The organism is Pediococcus stilesii (genome assembly GCF_001437075.1).
Classification (GTDB): Bacteria; Bacillota; Bacilli; order Lactobacillales; family Lactobacillaceae; genus Pediococcus; species Pediococcus stilesii.
This window is the reverse complement of sequence record NZ_JQBX01000011.1, coordinates 49,573-69,336: the sequence shown is the minus strand read 5'-3', so window position 1 is coordinate 69,336 and position 19,764 is coordinate 49,573. Positions and strand designations below refer to the sequence as shown.

21 protein-coding genes are annotated in these 19,764 nt (G+C 38.4%); 7 read left to right on the top strand and 14 right to left on the bottom strand.

From position 1 onward, the window contains the following. The first annotated feature begins 9 nt into the window (after positions 1 to 9). Positions 10 to 261, top strand: coding sequence for a hypothetical protein (locus IV81_RS06115; RefSeq protein ID WP_057803325.1), 252 nt, complete (start codon positions 10 to 12; stop codon positions 259 to 261). An 87-nt stretch (positions 262 to 348) separates the two neighbouring features. On the opposite strand, the gene IV81_RS06110 is transcribed toward IV81_RS06115, so the two are convergent. The 6 genes from IV81_RS06110 to IV81_RS06085 all read right to left on the bottom strand — a co-directional run bounded on the left by IV81_RS06110 (position 349) and on the right by IV81_RS06085 (position 6,266). Next, positions 349 to 594, bottom strand: a complete 246-nt coding sequence (locus IV81_RS06110; RefSeq protein WP_057803323.1) for a type B 50S ribosomal protein L31 — start codon at positions 592 to 594, stop codon at positions 349 to 351. A gap of 100 nt (positions 595 to 694) precedes the next feature. Beyond that, a complete protein-coding gene (rho, locus tag IV81_RS06105) occupies positions 695 to 1,981 on the bottom strand; it encodes a transcription termination factor Rho (protein ID WP_057803321.1) in 1,287 nt (428 codons plus the stop codon). Positions 1,982 to 2,005: 24 nt separating this feature from the next. Beyond that, positions 2,006 to 3,277: a UDP-N-acetylglucosamine 1-carboxyvinyltransferase gene (locus IV81_RS06100; protein WP_057803319.1), complete on the bottom strand. Its 1,272-nt coding sequence runs from the start codon at positions 3,275 to 3,277 to the stop codon at positions 2,006 to 2,008. A 152-nt stretch (positions 3,278 to 3,429) separates the two neighbouring features. Beyond that, positions 3,430 to 5,028, bottom strand: a complete 1,599-nt coding sequence (locus IV81_RS06095) for a CTP synthase (protein ID WP_057803317.1) — start codon at positions 5,026 to 5,028, stop codon at positions 3,430 to 3,432. A gap of 210 nt (positions 5,029 to 5,238) precedes the next feature. Then, positions 5,239 to 5,781, bottom strand: a complete 543-nt coding sequence (gene rpoE, locus IV81_RS06090) for a DNA-directed RNA polymerase subunit delta (RefSeq protein WP_057803315.1) — start codon at positions 5,779 to 5,781, stop codon at positions 5,239 to 5,241. 44 nt (positions 5,782 to 5,825) lie between these two features. After that, entirely contained in the window at positions 5,826 to 6,266 is a 441-nt protein-coding gene (locus IV81_RS06085) for a YwiB family protein (RefSeq protein WP_057803313.1), read from the bottom strand. Between the two features lie 154 nt (positions 6,267 to 6,420). Here IV81_RS06085 and IV81_RS06080 point away from each other — a divergent pair, with 154 nt between their 5' ends. Then, complete coding sequence (locus IV81_RS06080) at positions 6,421 to 7,770, top strand: HD domain-containing protein (protein WP_057803311.1); 1,350 nt, start codon at positions 6,421 to 6,423, stop codon at positions 7,768 to 7,770. Positions 7,771 to 7,780: 10 nt separating this feature from the next. Further along, positions 7,781 to 8,593, top strand: a complete 813-nt coding sequence (gene yidA, locus IV81_RS06075; RefSeq protein WP_057803309.1) for a sugar-phosphatase — start codon at positions 7,781 to 7,783, stop codon at positions 8,591 to 8,593. On the opposite strand, the gene IV81_RS06070 is transcribed toward yidA, so the two are convergent. Further along, positions 8,582 to 8,962: a DUF3899 domain-containing protein gene (locus tag IV81_RS06070; protein ID WP_057803307.1), complete on the bottom strand. Its 381-nt coding sequence runs from the start codon at positions 8,960 to 8,962 to the stop codon at positions 8,582 to 8,584. The two genes, yidA and IV81_RS06070, sit on opposite strands and share 12 nt — an antisense overlap. A 135-nt stretch (positions 8,963 to 9,097) precedes the next feature. Between IV81_RS06070 and IV81_RS06065 the strand changes: the two genes are divergently transcribed. Next, positions 9,098 to 10,021: an ROK family protein gene (locus tag IV81_RS06065; protein ID WP_057803305.1), complete on the top strand. Its 924-nt coding sequence runs from the start codon at positions 9,098 to 9,100 to the stop codon at positions 10,019 to 10,021. Positions 10,022 to 10,182: 161 nt separating this feature from the next. On the opposite strand, the gene IV81_RS06060 is transcribed toward IV81_RS06065, so the two are convergent. The 4 genes from IV81_RS06060 to IV81_RS06045 all read right to left on the bottom strand — a co-directional run bounded on the left by IV81_RS06060 (position 10,183) and on the right by IV81_RS06045 (position 13,427). Continuing rightward, positions 10,183 to 10,710 (bottom strand): hypothetical protein, encoded by a 528-nt coding sequence (locus tag IV81_RS06060; RefSeq protein ID WP_057803303.1) that lies wholly within the window; start codon positions 10,708 to 10,710, stop codon positions 10,183 to 10,185. A gap of 102 nt (positions 10,711 to 10,812) precedes the next feature. After that, a complete protein-coding gene (locus IV81_RS06055; RefSeq protein ID WP_057803301.1) occupies positions 10,813 to 11,343 on the bottom strand; it encodes a hypothetical protein in 531 nt (176 codons plus the stop codon). Between the two features lie 65 nt (positions 11,344 to 11,408). Further along, on the bottom strand, positions 11,409 to 12,749 hold the full coding sequence (locus IV81_RS06050; RefSeq protein ID WP_057803299.1) for an MATE family efflux transporter: 1,341 nt from the start codon (positions 12,747 to 12,749) through the stop codon (positions 11,409 to 11,411). Positions 12,750 to 12,767: 18 nt separating this feature from the next. Then, on the bottom strand, positions 12,768 to 13,427 hold the full coding sequence (locus IV81_RS06045) for a CPBP family intramembrane glutamic endopeptidase (protein WP_057803297.1): 660 nt from the start codon (positions 13,425 to 13,427) through the stop codon (positions 12,768 to 12,770). 175 nt (positions 13,428 to 13,602) lie between these two features. Between IV81_RS06045 and IV81_RS06040 the strand changes: the two genes are divergently transcribed. Further along, positions 13,603 to 13,848 carry a hypothetical protein gene (locus tag IV81_RS06040; protein ID WP_057803295.1) on the top strand — a complete coding sequence of 82 codons (246 nt, stop codon included), beginning with the start codon at positions 13,603 to 13,605 and terminating at the stop codon, positions 13,846 to 13,848. Positions 13,849 to 13,984: 136 nt separating this feature from the next. Here the strand turns inward: IV81_RS06040 and IV81_RS06035 are convergent, their stop codons facing one another. Continuing rightward, complete coding sequence (locus tag IV81_RS06035) at positions 13,985 to 14,617, bottom strand: HAD family hydrolase (RefSeq protein ID WP_057803293.1); 633 nt, start codon at positions 14,615 to 14,617, stop codon at positions 13,985 to 13,987. A gap of 182 nt (positions 14,618 to 14,799) precedes the next feature. After that, positions 14,800 to 16,440, bottom strand: coding sequence for a peptide ABC transporter substrate-binding protein (locus IV81_RS06030; RefSeq protein ID WP_057803291.1), 1,641 nt, complete (start codon positions 16,438 to 16,440; stop codon positions 14,800 to 14,802). Between the two features lie 449 nt (positions 16,441 to 16,889). Between IV81_RS06030 and IV81_RS09530 the strand changes: the two genes are divergently transcribed. Continuing rightward, the gene (locus tag IV81_RS09530; protein WP_236696839.1) at positions 16,890 to 17,384 is read left to right on the top strand and encodes an FAD/NAD(P)-binding protein; all 495 of its coding nucleotides are present in this window, start codon (positions 16,890 to 16,892) and stop codon (positions 17,382 to 17,384) included. Further along, entirely contained in the window at positions 17,306 to 18,757 is a 1,452-nt protein-coding gene (locus tag IV81_RS06025; RefSeq protein WP_236696838.1) for an FAD/NAD(P)-binding protein, read from the top strand. The genes IV81_RS09530 and IV81_RS06025 overlap by 79 nt, the downstream gene beginning before the upstream one ends. A 144-nt stretch (positions 18,758 to 18,901) precedes the next feature. Here IV81_RS06025 and IV81_RS06020 read toward each other — a convergent pair whose 3' ends face one another. Next, positions 18,902 to 19,732 carry a YitT family protein gene (locus IV81_RS06020; RefSeq protein ID WP_057803289.1) on the bottom strand — a complete coding sequence of 277 codons (831 nt, stop codon included), beginning with the start codon at positions 19,730 to 19,732 and terminating at the stop codon, positions 18,902 to 18,904. Positions 19,733 to 19,764 lie beyond the last annotated feature (32 nt).

The window sequence follows — 19,764 nt, the reverse complement described above, 5'->3', positions numbered from 1 at the left end:
ATGATTTTGATGACGAGTCTGATGATTATTATCATAATCTGGGGAATATACTATTTCTTTTGGCAACCGAACAAAGATGTTTTAGTTCCCATCCAAAGGTGGATTAACTGGATTGTGTTAATTAGCATTATCGTTACACTCTTTTTAATGTTTATTATCAAAGTTCCATCAAGTTCACTAGCGGTAATTGTTGCCACTTCTGTAATCACTGGCGAAATCGTAGTGTGTATTTACATCTTTTTTAAAAAAATTCGAAAATAATGGTTAAGTTCAATAAATCCAACAAAAAAGAGTTCAATCGAATCAACTTCGATTTGAACTCTTTTTTGTGTTTTGAAATAAAACCTCTTACTTGAGACCGTATTTCTTGTTGAACTTTGCAACAGTTCCGTCGGCTTGTTGGAACTTTTGACGTCCTGTGTAGAAAGGATGTGAGTCAGAAGTAATTTCAACACGGATTAATGGGTATTCGTTGCCGTCTTCCCACTTAACTGTTTCTGAAGAACCAACAGTTGAACCTGATAAAAATTTAAAACCAGTTGCTGAATCTTGAAATACAACTGGATGATAATCTGGATGAATTCCTTTTTTCATGATATTACGCTCCTTTGCCATGAGTCATTTGCTGAGTCATAGTTTTTTATAAATCAACGTCCCCAATAGTATCATAGAATATCAACTTAAACAAGCCGGTTTAGGACTTTTTGTTATTCTTTGACCCTAAATGAAGTCCCTTCAAATTTTCGATAAATTCCGTATTATTTTTGGTGTTCTTTAGTAATTTAAGCACCTGTTCCGTATACTCAAGTGCGTCACCACGCATTGAGCGTCGAATATCCCAAAGTTGATTAAGAGTATCTTGGTCTAACATTAACTCTTCTTTTCGAGTACTTGATTGACGAATATCAAGCGCTGGGAAGACGCGTCGTTCTGCCAAGTTACGTGATAATACTAACTCTGAATTTCCAGTCCCCTTAAATTCTTCGTAAATCACATCATCCATTCGGCTACCAGTTTCGACAAGAGCCGTTCCGATAATCGTTAGCGATCCACCTTCTTCAATGTTTCGAGCAGATCCAAAGAATTTTTTCGGTTTATAGAATGCGGCTGGATCAACTCCCCCAGATAATGTTCGACCACTAGGTGACGTCACTAAATTGTACGCGCGAGTTAGTCTTGTAATTGAATCCAGTAAAACAACAACGTCTTGCTTATCTTCAACCAATCGGAGCGCACGTTGTAAAACTAATTCCGAAACTCGTGCGTGATTTTTAGGTTCCTGGTCAAAGGTGGAATAAACAACCTCACCCTTAATCGACCGTTCAAGATCAGTAACTTCTTCAGGACGCTCATCAATTAAAAGCACAATTAATTTAACATCCGGATGATTAGTAGTAATTCCATTCGCAATTGCTTTTAAAAGAGTGGTCTTACCCGCTTTGGGCGGGGCAACAACCAGTCCACGCTGGCCAAAACCAATTGGTGCAAATAAATCTACCAAACGGGTCGATAAAACATTTGGGGTAGTTTCTAATTTTAATTGTTGATTAGGATAAATTGGCGTTAGTGCGGGAAAATGTGGTCGCTGCTTAGCCTCTTCTGGATCTTTATTGTTAACAGAGGTTACTCGCATCAAGCCATAATAGCGTTCCCCTGGTTTTGGATGTCGCGCTTCCCCGCCCACTAAGTCACCATTTCGTAATCCAAATCTGGTAATTTGTGAAGCAGAAATATAAATGTCCTCTTGAGAAGGACCATAATTGATTGGTCGGAGGAATCCATAGCCCTCGTTGCCAATAATATCTAGAACGCCTTCCATTTCCACAAATGACTTCTTTTTAGCCTGAGCACGCAAAACAGCCAGTGACAATTCTTTCTTGTTCATCTGGCTGTAATATGAAATCTTATATTCACGGGCAAGGCCGTATATTTCTTTGAGAGTCATTTCTTGTAGGTCATTCATTGTTAAAAAGTTATCCATGAATTTAACTCTCCTAATCTGTAACTATAGTGAATTATCACTGACAATTGAAACCTCAGCGCCGAGCTGCGTTAGCTTTTTAACCAAACTATCATATCCGCGTAAAATATTATCAGCTTTTGTGATTGTGGTCGTTCCTGACGCCATAAACGCTGCGATCATGAGGCACGCTCCAGCTCTGATTTCGCCGGCTTCAACTTCGGCACCAAATAATTGATCGGTATGATCAACATAAATAACACCATCAGCATGCTTAATATTCGCACCCATCTTGCGTAATTCTAACACATGTTTAACACGTTCCGGATAAATATGATCATTAACAACGCTTTGCCCGGTTGCTTTCAGTAACGATGCCGTTAAAGGCTGTTGTAAATCTGTCGCAAATCCCGGAAATGGGCTGGTGTTTACTTCAATTGATTGCATCTCACTCACTTTAGGAACAAAAATTTTGTCACCGTCAATTTGAATATCAACGCCGAGCTCGATCATTTTTGAAGTGAACGATTCTAAATGTTCAGGAATAATATTATTAACTAGAATTCCATCACCAACAGCGGCTGCCATCGATAAGTACGTTCCAGCTTCAATTCGATCCGGAATAATAGTATGTGTAGCCGTCGAAATTAGCTTGTCCACACCTTCGATTCGAATTACATCCGTTCCGGCTCCCCGAATTTTAGCGCCCATGTTATTTAAAAACATGGCGAGATCAATAATTTCTGGCTCACGCGCGGCATTTTCAATCGTGGTGATTCCTTGCGCCTTTACAGCTGCTAAAATCACGTTAATTGTTGCTCCAACTGAGACCACATCTAAAAAGATATGAGCGCCATGTAGACCACGTTCATAAGCAGAAATATATACAGTATCTTCATTTTCAGTCACGTTCGCACCCAAGGCTTTGAAACCCTTAATGTGCTGATCAATTGGTCGTGGTCCAATGTTATCTCCCCCAGGGAAGGTAACGGTCGAACGTTTAAAACGGCCAAGTAATGATCCCATAAAATAGTACGAAGCGCGTAAACTCTTAATTGCCTTACTTGGCAATGGATTTTCAACAATTTTAGTCGGATCAATCACCATAACTCCATCCTCGAAAGTCGAATGAACATTCATTGATTCGAGAATAATCATTAAGTTATGGACGTCAAGTATATCGGGCACCGAATCAAAGCGAACTGGTGTATCAGCTAAAATAGCAGCCGGTATCAGCGCAACGGTACTGTTTTTAGCACCGCCGATGGTTACTTCACCAGTCAGTCGCTGTCCACCCTTGATTATCATTTTTTTCATGGTTTTTCCTCACAAACGAACTTAAAGTACTTAAAATTTAAGGAATGTATTTTACAGTCAACTTCAATCATAAATAATTTGTACCAAAAATACAACCGCATGACATAAACTCTTAAAAAAAATAGTCGAAATTTCGACTATTTTGGGTTTAATTATTTATTTGCTGCGGCAATAAATGCCTTAAATAGACCTTCTGGACGTTGTGGGCGTGATAGGAATTCTGGATGGTATTGAGCAGCCACAAAGAATTTCTTTTCTGGTAACTCAATAACTTCTACTAAACGATTGTCTGGTGAAGTACCTGAGAATACCAATCCCTTTGCTTCCATCTCTGACCGGTAGTCGTTGTTAAATTCAAACCGGTGACGGTGACGTTCTTGGATCATATCTTGGTTGTCATATGCAGCAGCCGCAACTGACCCTTCCTTCAACTTGCATGGATAAAGGCCTAAACGTTGTGTTCCACCCATATCCTTAACGCCTTCTTGGTCAGCCATTAGATCAATTACATTGTTCTTTGTATCAGGATCCATTTCAGTTGAATTAGCATCTTGATATCCAAGTACATTTCGTGCAAATTCAACGCTGGCCATTTGCATTCCAAGGCAAATTCCTAAGAACGGAACGTCATTTTCACGAGCGTATTGAATTGAGTTAATCATTCCTTCAATTCCACGATCACCAAATCCACCTGGAACAATAATTCCATCTTGTCCTGCTAGTTTTTCGGCAACGTTCTCTTTTGTAAGTTTTTCTGAATCGAATTTTGTAATCTTAATGTCAGCATCAACTAGGTATCCGGCATGTTTTAATGCTTCGTTAACTGAAATATAAGCATCTTGAAGTGCAACATACTTTCCAACCAATGCAATATTGATTGTATGATTCAAACGGTTGTTAACATGGTCAACAAGATCTTTCCATTTTGCCATGTCGGCTTCCTTAACGTCTAGACCAAAGTGTTTAACCACGATGTCATCCATCTTTTGTGCTTTTAAATTAAGTGGAATTTCATATAAGCTTGAAACATCTTGTGATTCGATTACGGCTTCTGGTTCAACGTCACAGAATGCTGCAATTTTTGCACGCATACCTTCTGTAATATCTTCTTCCGTTCGAACAACTAACATGTTAGGTTGGATTCCAAGTCCGCGAAGTTCTTTTACACTATGCTGAGTTGGCTTGGTTTTCATTTCACCAGCAGCTCTTAGGTAAGGAACAAGCGTCGTATGAATATAAAATACATTATCTGATCCAACTTGACTCTTCATTTGACGAATTGCTTCAAGGAATGGTAGCGATTCAATATCTCCAACCGTTCCGCCAATTTCAGTAATCACAATATCTGAGTCTGTAACTTTACCGGCACGCATAATTTTTTCTTTAATTGCATCTGTAATATGTGGAATAACCTGTACAGTAGCGCCCAAATAGTCACCATGACGTTCTTTACGTAAAACTTCTGAGTAAATCTTTCCAGTTGTAACGTTAGAATATTTATTTAAATTAATATCAATAAAACGTTCGTAGTGGCCTAAATCTAAATCTGTTTCTGTGCCATCATCCGTAACAAAAACTTCTCCATGTTGATAAGGACTCATCGTTCCTGGATCCACATTAATATATGGATCAAACTTTTGAATTGTAACTTTCAATCCACGATTTTTAAGAAGACGTCCTAGGGATGCCGCAACAATCCCCTTACCTAAAGATGAAACAACCCCACCTGTAACAAAAATATATTTGGTCATTAAAATTCTCCTTTTCTAACATATATGACTGGTTAACTCGGAAACATAACAGCCGGTTATCGTTATAAATACTTATACAACAATAAAAAATACCCCCTATTCCCAGAATAGGGGGTATTTACCGTTCATTGTCTGAAAAAATCCCAAAAGGATCTCCAGAGCCCAAAAAATATAATACAGAGTTACAAACCATAAGTCAAGCTTGTAAGTTTAATTTTCGTCGTCATCATCGTCATTCAGTTCTGATAATTGTCCTTCAATTCCGTCTGGGAGGGCATCGTTGTCATCATCACTAGAAAGATCTTCGTATGATGGATCGTCATCGTCTGAGTCATCAGCAGCGTCAACATCTTCATCTTCGGGATCATCCGAGTCATAATCAATAACATCGTCGTCATCAGCGGCATCGGCAAGAAAGGCATTAACTTTTTTACGTTTCTTACGTCTTGGACGGTCTTCATCTTCGTCTTCAGCATGGATTAGGGCTTCATCAATTGATTCAAATGGGTACCAAGTACGAAGGCCCCATGTATTTTCGCCGAGAGAAATGAAACTTCCATCAACGTTTAAATCAGTATAAAATTGTGATAATCGATTTCTGAATTCCTCATCTGTCTTATCTAAATAACTCTGAACCGCATTAGCTAAATCTACGAAAGCTAACGGTTCACCACTCTTAGCTAAAATAGCGTGGGCAACTTCGATCATTGAGAGTTCGTTTTTGTTTTGACCCTTAAAATTTTCTAATTCCAACTGGTGCACGTCCTTTCCACAGTCTATCTCAAATAATACTACAATTAAGCAGTAAATTGCAATCTGATTTTATAGTTACCAATTAGCTGTTCGCCGGCAAAGAGTTGGTAATCAATATTTATCCGTCCAGCTAGCGGACCATTTTGAATACGGACATCAAGCATTGGCGTTACCGTTTCGATTGGGAATATTCCATATGGAGTTCGATAGCGTGCCTCAATCCGCTTCCCATTCGCAAACCGTAGTCGCATTTCACTTTCTGCCGACCTAGTTAAGAGGACGTTACTTTCTCCGTCGATTTTCATTGTAACTGGCACTCTTCTACCCGTTTCTTCGTCCAATTCTTGATATCTTAAATAAATTGAGCGACCCATTTGAAACACTTGACCGGGCTCGTCAAAAACCATATGTGACTGCTCACCTTCTTGCTCAATAAACGTTTCTAGATGAATTTCAATTGGAATTCCGTTATTTAAATCTGCCATTAAATTTCTCCTCTTTTTTCGTTACTCTAATGTAATAATTATAATTCATTTCATATAATATTCTAGCTATAAGCTTTTACAAGATGGTTATAAAACCTGTATAATTTAAGTTAAACGTTCTTTTTAAATAAAAGTAAAGTAAGAAGGTATTCAAATGTCTCCAAAAAGTCAGCGTCTCCCTATGGAAAAAGTTTTCCGCGATCCGATTCATGACTATATTTACGTTCAAGATCAGGTCATTTTAGACTTAATCAACACGAAGGAATTTCAACGACTTCGTCGAATTCATCAGCTTGGAACAACTTCTTTTGTTTTTCATGGCGCTGAACACACTCGTTTTTCACACTCGTTAGGTTGTTATGAGGTTGCTCGCAGAATAACCGATAGTTTTGAACGAAATTATCCCACCAAAACTCCTGGCGATGGACTGTGGAATAACGATGAGCGGCTTGTCACTTTGTGTGCGGCTCTTCTACATGACATTGGGCATGGAGCTTATTCCCACACTTTTGAGCACATCTTTCACACTGACCATGAATTAATCACGACCCAAATCATTACGGATCCTCAAACAGAAGTTAACCAAGCGCTTCGCCAAATCAGTCCTGATTTCCCAACAAAGGTTGCTTCCGTTATTAGCCATGACTATCCTAATCCACAGGTCGTTCAATTAATTTCCAGTCAAATTGATGCCGATCGAATGGACTACTTGTTAAGAGATTCATATTATACCGGGACCAATTATGGTAATTTTGACTTAACCCGAATTTTACGGGTGATGCGTCCTTATAAAAACGGCATTGCTTTTCAGATTAGCGGAATTCATGCCGTTGAAGATTTCATCGTCAGTCGGTTCCAGATGTACGTTCAAGTTTATTTTCATTCGGTATCGCGCTCGATGGAGGTCATTCTTGGTCATCTTTTACAGCGGGCAAACGAGCTGTACCAATCTGAGCGCGCTAATAATCACCAGCGTGCGTTTCAACCACACTATTTGATGCCGTTTTTCGATGAAAATTTTAGCCTTACCGACTATTTAAAATTAGATGATGGCGTTTTAAACACATACTTTCTTCAATGGGAAGACGATGAAGATCCTATTTTAAGTGACCTATCTGCCCGGTTCTTAGGACGGATCCCACTTAAGTCTGCACAAATAAAGGAACCAACCCGGTCGCTACTTCCTGAACTCAGGAAGCTGGTTACGGAAGCGGGCTTTGACGTCGAATACTATACGGCTGAAAACGACAGCTACGATTTACCATACGACGCCTATGATCCAACTTCCAAAAAGCCTCGAACCCAGATTGAATTAATGCAGGCTGATGGTTCACTGGTTGAGCTTTCAACGGTCAGTGATCTAGTTAAGTCCATTACCGGAAAAATATCGAGTGATGAACGTTTCTATTTTCCAAAGGAAATGCTCGTCAACACTGATAACAATCTATTTTCTGACACATTTGCAGCTTTTCAAGCCCATATCAAAAATAATTTAATTCGTTAGGAGTATAACCTTGAGTATTAAACTAATCGCCATCGACCTCGATGGCACACTACTAAATGACCGTAAACAACTGACCGACCAAAACATCGCGGTAATCAACGCTGCTTCCAAGATTGGAGTAAACGTCGTCCTTTGTACCGGTCGCCCAATCACTGGAATCCAAAGATATCTAAAGCAATTAGATTTGCAAAACGAACACGAATACGCCATTACATACAATGGCGCTCTAGCACAAAATTTAAACGGGGAAACTTTAATCAAACACACTTTAAAATTTGAAGACTACTTGAAAATTGAACGATTTAGTCGTCAAGTCGGCGTTCATTTTCATATTGACGGAAAAAATCATATTTACACTGCCAATAAAAATATCAGTCCCTTTACCGTCGGCGAAAGCTTCTTAGTGGAAATGGGCTTACGCTATCGCGCTGTGGACGAAATGGATCCCACACTAGAAATTCCAAAAGCAATGTTCATTGATGAGCCCAAGATCCTTGGAAAAGCTCACGATCAAATTATCGAAAAATTTGGCTCAGACTTTAGCATTGCTCAAAGTGAACCCTACTTTATTGAATTAATGCCTAAGAATGTTAGTAAAGGCAACGCCGTTCGCGAACTTGCCGCGCGCCTCAATCTTCAAATGGATCAAGTTATGGCAATTGGCGATCAAGGTAACGATCTTTCCATGGTCAAGGCCGCTGGACTTGGTGTCGCAATGGAAAATGGGATTGACGCCGTTAAGGATGCAGCGCAGTTCATTACTGCTACTAACAACGAAAGTGGCGTTGCATTAGCCATTAAAAAATTTGTCTTAGAAGTATGACACCAAAATACTGCTAATAATTAAAATTAAAGCATAGCTAAGAAAAGTACGCGTCACTAATGAAAATTTTAGTGGTGCGTTTTTTTGTGCGGCAACTTTTTTGGCGAGTTCTTTCTTGGATAGTTTTTTAGTTCCTTCAACATCATCAACAAACTCACTATTCTTGCGATTAACATTTAACTTCCAGCCGCTAAAAAGGTGCGCATTAAATAGAATCGAAATGATTCCCGCGAATAGCATTAACATTCCGGCCACAAAATAAATGTTACTAACTAAATAACTTTTCCTAAATATTAATCCGACAACCAATAATCCAACTAAAATTCCAATTTTTACCTTATTCTCGGAAATACTTTTTAACGTCTTCATCCAGATACCTTCCATAATTCAATATTCCTAATAACTATATCGTCTTTTGGGATTAATTCAAACTTGATTCTCCTTATCGGACTTTGAAATCGTTCTCAATCAATGTATAATAATGTACACAAAGGAATGATGATGATGGACAATACGGATTTTTTAAGTATCGCAATTGATGAATCTTTTATTCGTTACGCACTTTTTGACCAAAGTGGTAACTTAAAAATCAAAAAAAGCATCTCTACCCCCACGGATGGTGTCGATAATTTCCTAAAAAAAATTTATGGAATTGTGAGTGACAATGTTAAAGCCGTCTATGGAATTGGGCTTAGCGTCCCTGGCCAAGTTGACCAAAAAAATGGCGTTATCTACCAGGGCGGCTCATTACCAATGCTACATGGATTAAGCCTTGGAAAGATCATCTCTGCTCGCTATGAACTGCCAGTTTTCATGGAAAGTACTGGTATCTGTGCAGTTATTGCATCCCAATGGCAAGGAAACCTCCAGAATGTTGATAACGGCTGTGCAATTATTTTAGATAGCGGCGTAAGTTCAGGAATTGTTTTAAACAACAAAATCTTATCAGGCTCTCACTTACAAGCCGGTGAAGTTGGCATGCTTATTTCTAATCCAGAAGTTGAGAATTATCGCCCGGAAAACATTATGTTTAATGCCTGTTCCGCAACCAAAATGGTCCATTCCATTGGAACCCGTTTAGAGCTTGTTGATCCAAATGATGATACCAAAGTGTTCAAGGCCATCGAAAATGGTGATTCTAACGCCCGTGAGTTATTCAATGCTTATTGCCGAAATGTTGCGTATATGATTACCAACATTCAAGCCGTCTTAGATCTTAGCAAATATGTCATTGGTGGCAGTATTAGCAATCAAAGCATCCTAGTTCCTGAAATTAATCATCAATTACAGGTCATTCGCGAAACCATTCCTTTATTAAAGGAGACACTGCAGACGCCAACGGTTGAAACTTCTAATTTAAAGCAAGACACCGAGCTGTACGGCGCCTATTACAACGCCATTCAACATTGGAAATTCACTTCAAATTAAATTCGATTAAAAATCAAACTGATTTTATCTTCTAAAATTAGACAATAATAGGGAGCTACAATCATGAGGGAAGGCCCTCATCGTTGTAACTCCCTATTTGATTTACTCTAAATTATCAAAAAACTTTTTAATCCAAACGCCGGCTAAGTGACTTTACTTTGTTAGGCCACTGCCCGTTCTTTTTGAGCATGAGATAACAGAGCCAAGCGGATAATTGATAGATTTAATTTTTCTTCTAACTCCGGCTGAACCCGTAGATAAGTGCTCACACAAGTATTGACCTGCTGATACAGCTTTGAGGCTTTAAGCTCTTCATCACTAGCACCACGGTACTTGTCGTAGACCTTTTCCAAATCCTCATTCTCAATCACATCTGGAAAATCAGTTTGAGTTCCCGGACCGTCATAGTAGTCGACAAAGTTAATATTAGTGTTAATTCCTAAGAAGAAATCCTTCTTAGGCGTTCGTAATAGCTCAAATCCTAGCTCAGTATGATTGTCCGTGTTGACGACCACACCTTCGTCCGCATTAACCGATAGAAAAACGTAGTAATCGTGTCGGTTACTATCACGAACAACATATTCAATACCGTTTAGACCGGCAATTTTCTTAATGTAACTATTATCGTTGATTTTAATTGTCTTATCGTTCTTAATAACTTCTGATAAAACATCATATTTAAAAATCATTTTTCTTCCTCCAAAAAATAACCATAAATACTGGAACAGAAGAAATTATACTCCGCAAAATTAAAAAATCAACCGTTGTAATCTTAATGTAAAATTAGCATTTTATCGGGGCCGATTTTGATCAGTATAAGTCGCCATCGCAAATCGTAGCAATGCGAGATTAATTTTCTCTTCTTCGGCTCCTTCATAACCCAAATAATCGCTAATATAACGGTCCGTCAGCTGGTATTCCTTACTTTCTTTAATTTCTTCATCGGTTGAATTGACGTATTTCCGTGTAAATTCACCCACCGCTGGACCCGTGAATAAGTCTAAAAAGTCCGTTTGGTTTCCAACCCCATCTTCTATTCCAATGATTCCCTTTTCAGTATTCACATCAAAATAAAACTCACTTAATGGAATTTCAAAAACACTAAACCCATCAAAGCTATTACCGTCAGAATAAATGACAATTCCCTTGCCCGGATTTAATTCCAAAAAATCGTAATAATCACACGAACCCCAATCCTTTGACACAAAAGTAACGGCATTAATCCCTTCGCCGTTTAACTTTTGGATCTGCGTCTTGTCGTTGATCACGATTGGTTTTCCTGTATTAATAACTTCTTCCAAGACGTCATAAGTAAAAATCATTTTTCTTCCTCCTCTGGTATGGTCGTTATCTTAATTATAACCTGATAGATCTACATTCTCAGTAATTATGCTTTTGTCTCTTTCTTTAATTGGCGAACAACCTGAACATATGACCAAATCAAAACAAGATTCGATCCGAGCCACGCCAAAGGATTCGCGGTACACGCTCCCAAAAAGCCAAACGCTGGAACTACAAATACTCCAACTAAAACTCGCGAAATTAATTCGGCCACGCCCGCCATGGTTGGTGCCATACTCTTTCCAAAGCCTTGAAGTGTGTACCGAATTACAAAAAGAATTGCCAATAAGAAATAACTAGTACTAACAATTACGAAATATTCGTGCGCTAAATTTGTGATATGTGTTTCTGAATTACCAATAAATAAATTAACTAACAGTCGACTATTAAGAATAATCAACGCACCCATTATAAAACTATAACTAACCGAGGTAATTAAAGTTTGTTTGATGCCCTTTAAAATTCTTTGATACTGACGTGCTCCATAATTTTGCGCCGTGAACGTTGCCATTGTAATTCCCAATGACATCATTGGTTGTGTCGCAAGCTGATCCACCTTGCCAGCTGCCGTATAAGCTGCAATCGCCGAAGATCCCAGATGGTTCAGTGAAACCTGTAAAATGATCGCACCAATTGCAATAATTGAAGCTTGGAAGCCCATTGGAAGTCCAATTCGAATTTGTTCTCGAACTAGCTTCATGTTGGTTTTAATTTCACTTAATTCTAGTGATAAAACCGGTACTTTTGCTTTTATATAAAACCAGCATAGAAAACACGAAATCAGCTGAGCACTAACGGTAGCAATCCCCGCTCCAGCAATTCCCATATGTAGGAAAACGATTAGCACAATATCTAAAACCACGTTGATAATACAGGCAATTACCAGAAAAACCAGCGGTGAGCGACTGTTTCCTAAGGCTCGTAACATATTTGAAAACAGGTTAAAAAACATTGTTGCGACTAGTCCAGCACAAATGATGGTTAAGAAAACTGTCGCTCCATCAATGATATTTGCGGGTGTTTGCATGGCCTGTAACAATGGTTTAGCTGCTAAAATACTAATCAATGTTAATCCAAATGTAAAAACGCCACAAATCCAAATACTGGTTGCAAAGCTTTGCTTAACGGCCTTTGCATCACCCGCACCGTAATGTTGTGCAGTAATAATCGAAAGCCCAGTCGTCATCCCCTGTGCGAATCCAATGATTAAAAAGGTTAACCCATTAGTCGCTCCAACGGCAGCCAAGGCCTTTACTCCCACAACCCGTCCCACAATCAGTGTGTCGGATAGGGTATAAATTTGTTGAAAAATGTTTCCTAAAAGGAGCGGGATACTAAATAAAATAATCCCTTTAATTGGACTACCCTTTGTTAAAATACTGTCCATCCGAGTCCTCCATGTTCTTTAAAGAAACGCAATAAAATTATTTAAAACGTGAATTGCCATTCCATACTTAACGTCCTTCGTATACACATAGGTCCAAGCCAAAAGGATTCCCATCAATGCATAAATTGGAAAACTAAGCCCCGTGTCATGGAGGGCTCCAAACATTATCCCATTCACAATCACTCCAATAACTTTCGTTGCACGCTCATTTTTTCTAAAGAATAATTCAAAAAATAATCCTCTAAAAATAAGTTCTTCCATAATCGGTGCAATTACGACGCCGTCAATAAATGTCCAGACTGGCATATTCTTAAACAACTGATTAATAACCGATTGATTCTCAGATGTGCTAATTCCAAACTGATTGGTATACCACGTTTGTAAGAATAAAAATACTGCCCACAATACCACCATCAATATCATAAATTTCAGCCGTTTCCGATTGATTCGGTGATTACCATAGATGCTATGATTTACCCTCAATCGCTGTTGATAAAATTGGATCAGAAATATAATTACCGCCGTTGCGGTCGCGGCGTAGACAATCACCAAAAGTACTAATATTATCACATTTGGATGCGTATACATCGCAATTATCTGAGGGACGGATACAATTTGATCCATTAAAAACAGTAAAAACAGATAGAAACAGTTTTTTAAAATTTCTAATATCTTCATTAAGATCTCCTTTTAAATTCATATTTTATTTAAAGATCACATTTAGACTATTAATTATAACTCACAAACTCGTAAACGTGATTTTGTTAAGATGCGATTAATTATTGGTATATTTTACGAATAATGTTCCATTCGGTGCTATTCTTAACTTGTGAGGAAGAAAGGTGATGCTTAAATGCTTATTAACGATAAATCAACCAATCAATATCTAGAAGTCCAATTAATTGGTCACGAGGATAATAAAATTAAGGCTCGGACTAGCGCTGGTAAATACATATTTGTTTATCCAACCGCCGAACAATCAAGTGATCCCTTATTTTGGAAATGTCTAAAAGATATTATTAACAATAAACTTTGGTTACCCATCACAAAGCAGTTTCATCAACTTCTAGAATGCGACTGGTTAGTGCCAACCATATAATAATGTAGATGATTGAGGAGTGTAACAGGAATCAGAAAGCGTTTATCGCACAGCTGATTTCTGGTACACTCCTTTTAATTTTTGCAACTCATCTACCGCAAAAGTCTCGGCTTCTTCAACAAATGGTGCTTTTTTGCTACTTAACGACCTGTAACAAATCCAACGGCGTTTTTAAAATGTACTCTGCTTCAGAAAAATCATTCGTTGGAATCGCACCCCAACGAGCATTAGCAAAAGCGACCCCTGCCGCGTGTGCTGCTTGCATATCAAATAACGAATCACCGACGTAAAGAACCTCTTTTTTATCAATATTCGGAAAATATTTTTTTATTCCAAATTCTAAAGGTTCAGCGTCAGGTTTATGTTTCTTAGTATCGTCTGAAAAGACAACCCGCTTAATTCGTTCAATTTTAGGAAAATGTTTCATCTCATCATCAAAAACCCGTTTTAATTTTGAAGTTACAATTCCAAATTCCACCCCTAAATCGGTTAAACCGGCAAACATATCATCAATTCCGGCATATTCTTTAATTAAATCAACTTCTTGCTTGATTTGTTCGTTGAAAATTCGAATTGTTTTTTCAGGATCCGGTGCACCAAGTTGTCTTGCCATATCAAGTCCGGGAATCCCCATTAATTTAATAATAGCTTCTGGTGTAGCCGTCATTCCATCTTGTTTTAAGGCATAGGTGAGCGCTGCCACGGATGCATCTTCAGTTTTTAACAATGTGTTATCTAAATCAAATAAAGCGACCTTATATTTAGTCATAAAATCCTCCATACGCTATTTAATATTTAACCTTTATACTACGCTCTCTGGTTCAATATAAAAAGAAAAAATTAGAAAGCTCAAAAAGGCCGTGACAAAATTAATTCGTCACGACCCTTATTTATATTATTAACCCTTGAAAACCACTTTCTAAAACAAATTATTTTTTAGTTAATTCCCACTTATTTTCCGATATAAGCGTATTTGTAACTCCATTGTGTACCGGCCGTGTTGTGAATAACGTCCTTTACCTTTGGATTTTTCAAATATGAATAGACTGTTTGATACAGTGGTGATACAGGTTGTTCTTTCATCACGATCTGTTCAGCCTCAATCATATCTTGCCAACGTTTTTCAGCGTTGTTGGCATCTTCATTTTGTGCTTTTTTAACAAGATTATTGTATTGGTCATTCTGCCATTTACCATAGTTATATGCACTACCATCTTGAAGGATTTGCAAGTGTGAAATTGGATCATTAAAGTCTGCACCCCAGTGTCCGACAAGAATGTCAAACTCACCACTTTGCGAACGAGAATAAGCTACCTGGGTTGGAACATTGACAATTTTAACGGTTAGTCCAGGCAATGCTTTTTCTAACGACTGTGCATAAAACTCAGCGTAGTTTTTACTATTACCTTCGTTATCCGAAGTTAAATCTAACGTCAAATCTTTAACACCAATTTCCTTTAGACCCTTCGTCCAATATTCTTCGGCTTTCTTCTTATCATATTCAATTGTGCCACTTAGATAAGCATCATCGGCAAAGTCTTTTCCTGTCTTAGGATCTTTAGCAAGCTCCGTTGGTACTAGTCCCTTGCTTTGTGTTGATGCATCACCAATTACCTTTGATATTAATTGCTTGCGGTCGATGGCATAGGACATCGCCTTTCGGATATTAACATTGTTAAAGGCTTTTTTCTTAGTTTTATCTTGGTCATTAAAATTATACTGTAAGAACGTCGTAATTGAATATGGGAACGTCGTGTAATCTTTATTATTCTTATAGTTTTTTACTTGTTCACTTGAAAGTTGGGTGTAATCCAATTTTCCAGATTGATAAAGATTTAGCTTGGTTTGTGGATTTTCCACAACCCGGTAGTTAACCTTATCCAGTTTAACGACCTTTTTATCCCAATATTGATTGTTTTTAACAAAAGTCCATGTATCATTTGTTCCCGTCCAACCTTTAACGGTAAATGGACCTGAATAAACTGTATATTGAGATTTTGTACCATATTTATCACCATATTTATCAACAGCTTTTTTGCTAATTGGTGAAAATAGTGGATAACTCATCAATACTTTGAAGTACTGAATCGGTTGATCGAGATGAACCACAAATGTTTGATCATCTGTTGCTTCCACCCCTAATTTTGAAGGATCCATTTTACCGGCATTAATCTTATCGGCATTTTTAATTCCTTCAAATAAGTATGCGTATAACGCTTTAGTTTTAGGATCGATCGTTCGCTTCCAAGAATAAACAAAATCATTGGCCGTAATTTTGCTGCCGTCACTAAACTTAGCATCGTCCCGAATTTTAAAGGTCCACGTCAGACCGTCTTTAGAAACACTAGAACTACTAGCAAGACCGGGCGTAACCTTTCCGTTATTTCCTAGTCGATAGAGACTTTCAAAAACATTTCCAGTTTGTCCATATCCGTTAGCCTTCGAAACATCGAGCGTGTCTAAAGGAGCATCTGCTGATAAATTCAATTCTTGTTTAGCAGCATACTTACCAGAGTTTGACCCACATCCGGCAAGTACCACCACTGAAATGAATACAACTGCAATAACTCCCAACCATCTTTTAATCTTCATCTTTCTTCTCCCCAAACTATCTTTTTATCAATTGCTCTTCTTTGTACTACAACAACTACATTCAGATTCCACTGTCATCACGTCCTCGTAAACAAAAAACCGGCTAACTACACCGCAGTGTAATTAACCGGTTCAACTGACACAATCTGCCGAATGTGCCCTTAATCGTTGAGTGACTCCGTTATTTACGCCTGCCAAATAACATGTTATCTTGATGACAACATGTTGCGCAATCTGCACTTTTGGCATTAGTAAAGAACACAGCAATCACTCCTTGTTTTTATTTCACTTTCAAGAATACACAATCACTTATTTTTTGTCAAACGAAAAATAATGCGAAGAATAAATTATTTAATAGTATCATGTGAAAACGTTTCGAACGTTACGCTACGGAATTTTTAATTATTATGATATTATGATGGTAATTAATAAACGGGGTGGACAATACAATGAAAATAGCACTTATCGGCGCCGGCCCACGGAATCTAATGGCTCTGGAACGTCTTGTTTACTGGGCCTTGGATCGTCGTTGGACTAAAGACGTTCGAATTCTTATATTTGATCCTTTTGGTATTGGTGGACGTGTTTGGAATCCTAACCAAAATCACGAATTAAAAATGAACTCACTTGCATCTAAGATCACGTTATTCACGGATGACTCGATCCAGATGGAAGGTAAACCGCACTTTGGACCCACGCTCTACGAATGGTCAACAAGCATTGGTCCCGACTTTATTCGCGACCATGATTTCAAACATCAAAGTCTCTTACTAGACGAAGTTACAAATCTAACCAAGTATTCCTACAGCTCGCGTGCCTTATTTGGAATCTATCAACAATGGTTCTTTGCACACGTTAAAAAAGGATGCCTGCTAACTTTTCGATTGAACTTTATCAAGAAACGGTTAATAACGTTCAACCAGATAAGGATCAATACGTTTTAATTACAGACGAAGCGGCTTTCCAAGTTGATGCCATCTCAGCTTTTCTTGGCGAAGGTGCGGATGAACCTAACAAAGAAGAAATTGATATTAAAAAGTTTGCAAGTGAACATCACTTAAAGTATGTTCCGATTCGATATCCAGCCGAAGTCGACGTTGATGACGTTGCTCCCAGCGATCATGTGATTATCCGTGGCCTAGGTTTAAGCTTTATCGATTACCTGGCTGAATTAACCGAACGCCGTGGTGGTACATTTACCCGCGATGAACAGGGTGAACTCACATACACTCGTTCAGGCGATGAGCCGACCGTTTACGCTAGTTCTCGGCGCGGTCTGCCGTACCATGCTCGAGGATTAGATCAGAAAAAAGTTGGCGAAACGTATCCACGCTACTTCCTTTCGAATGAATATGTTAATCGACTTGTTCTTCAAAATAAAAAAATAACCGGGCAAGAATTCTTGAATCGCATCATGTTAGATGTCGAACTCGCCTATTACGTTGCTCTAGTCAATGCTAGCTATCCTGATATCGATCGTAAAACCTTTGAAAGCGAACTTGCCGACAGTACTGACAGTTTTAAGAAAGTTTTAGATAAGTATGATATCAAACAAAGTGAACGCGTTGATTGGGCGAAGTGGGCAAACCCAATTCCGGCCAACATTACGGATACTACAATGTTTACCAAATTTGTCAAAGACTATCTCGAAAAAGATATCAAGCTCGCTAACGAAGGTAATAAAACTGCTCCTTTTTCAAGCGCAATGGAGAAGCTGCGTGAGCTTCGATCTAACATTCGTAAAGTCGTTACTTACGAACTAATTAGTGATGACGACTACGTTAAGTACGTTTTAAAACAGTTTAATCCAATGAATAACTTTTTAGCCGTTGGACCTCCTGCATTTCGTGTTGAACAAATGTTGGCCTTAATTAAGGCTGGCGTTTTAACCTTAATTGGTCCTGGAATGGTTGTCGAAGAAGTTGATGATCATTTTGACACTTATTCGTCTCTTTTAAGCGATAAGAAGCACTATAGTGGAAATGTCCTAATTGAAGGTCGTTTACCGCAACCCAACGCTAATACGACTCGCAACGTGTTAATAAAGAATTTACTAGCTAATAACTTGGCCAGAATTTATTCTTTACATTTAAAGGACGGCTCGACACTTAAAACGGGTGCGCTTGACGTAACGACCGAAACGGCCGAGCTGGTTACACCAGATGGAAAAGTTGTCCCTCAGTTCTTCATGTGGGGACTTTCCACAGAAAATCGGCACTGGCTAACAAATGGTGCCCCGATTCCAGGCGTTAATGATGTTCGTTTACGAATGGCTGATATGATTGCCGGTCAAATTGTTAAAAAGGCAATGGAGTAAAATACCTGAACTCAGATGTACAAAAAAAGCACTGAATTTTTCAAACAGTTTTCCGACTTAAGATCGTCCGTCGGTGGATATTTGAAAAAAGCAGTGCTTTTTTATATGCTCTAATTTAATTTTTTGCTTACGGAGTACTACTAATTAGTACTGTCCCCCGTGAACTTCGGCCACATTATTAGTCAAAATGAACGCCTTTGGATCAATTTTTCTAATTCTTTCGATGATGCGGTGATATTCTGAATTTTCAACCACCAGCATCAACATTCTTTTGTTATCGCCAGAAAAGCCACCTTGAACATCAATGCTAGTATAGCTTTGATCCAAGGACTCTGAAATAATTTCTTCGACTTCTTCTAACTTACTGCTCATTATATAAACACTTTTTTTACGATCAACACCGGTCTCGATGTAGTTCATTATTAGCAAAGTAATCACAGAAGAAAAGAGCGCCAAAATAAATGCTTCAATTCCTGAGCCAAAAATATTCATCACGCAGACGATTGTATCAATTACTAACAAGCTGACGGAAGTTTTGAAATTGAAATATTTTTTTAGAATCAACGGTGGCACCGTTGTCCCACCGCTAGAAGCATCGATCTGGTACAGCAGAGCTACTCCAATTGCATATAACGCTCCACCAACAATTACCGCTAGCGTCCGATCAGAAACCAAACTGATGTTGGGAGTGATTGCCATACAAACTGGCAACAACAAACTTCCAATTGTAATCCTGGCGGTTGTTTCTTTTCCTAAGGTAACGTATGACATCACTAGCATGAAAACGTTAATAATGAATACGACGAGTGCTTTATTCCATCCCAAGGCATCTTCTAACAGGATTGATATCCCCGTTGCTCCCCCGGCGGCGACATTATGGGGTGAGTAGAACATGTTAATACTAACTGCTAATACTTCAAGTGCGATTAGCATGATGGCAAATTGACCGATTAATCTAAAACTTTTATCTCTCATTCAGTTCCTCCGTTTTATTGTATTAAGTAATT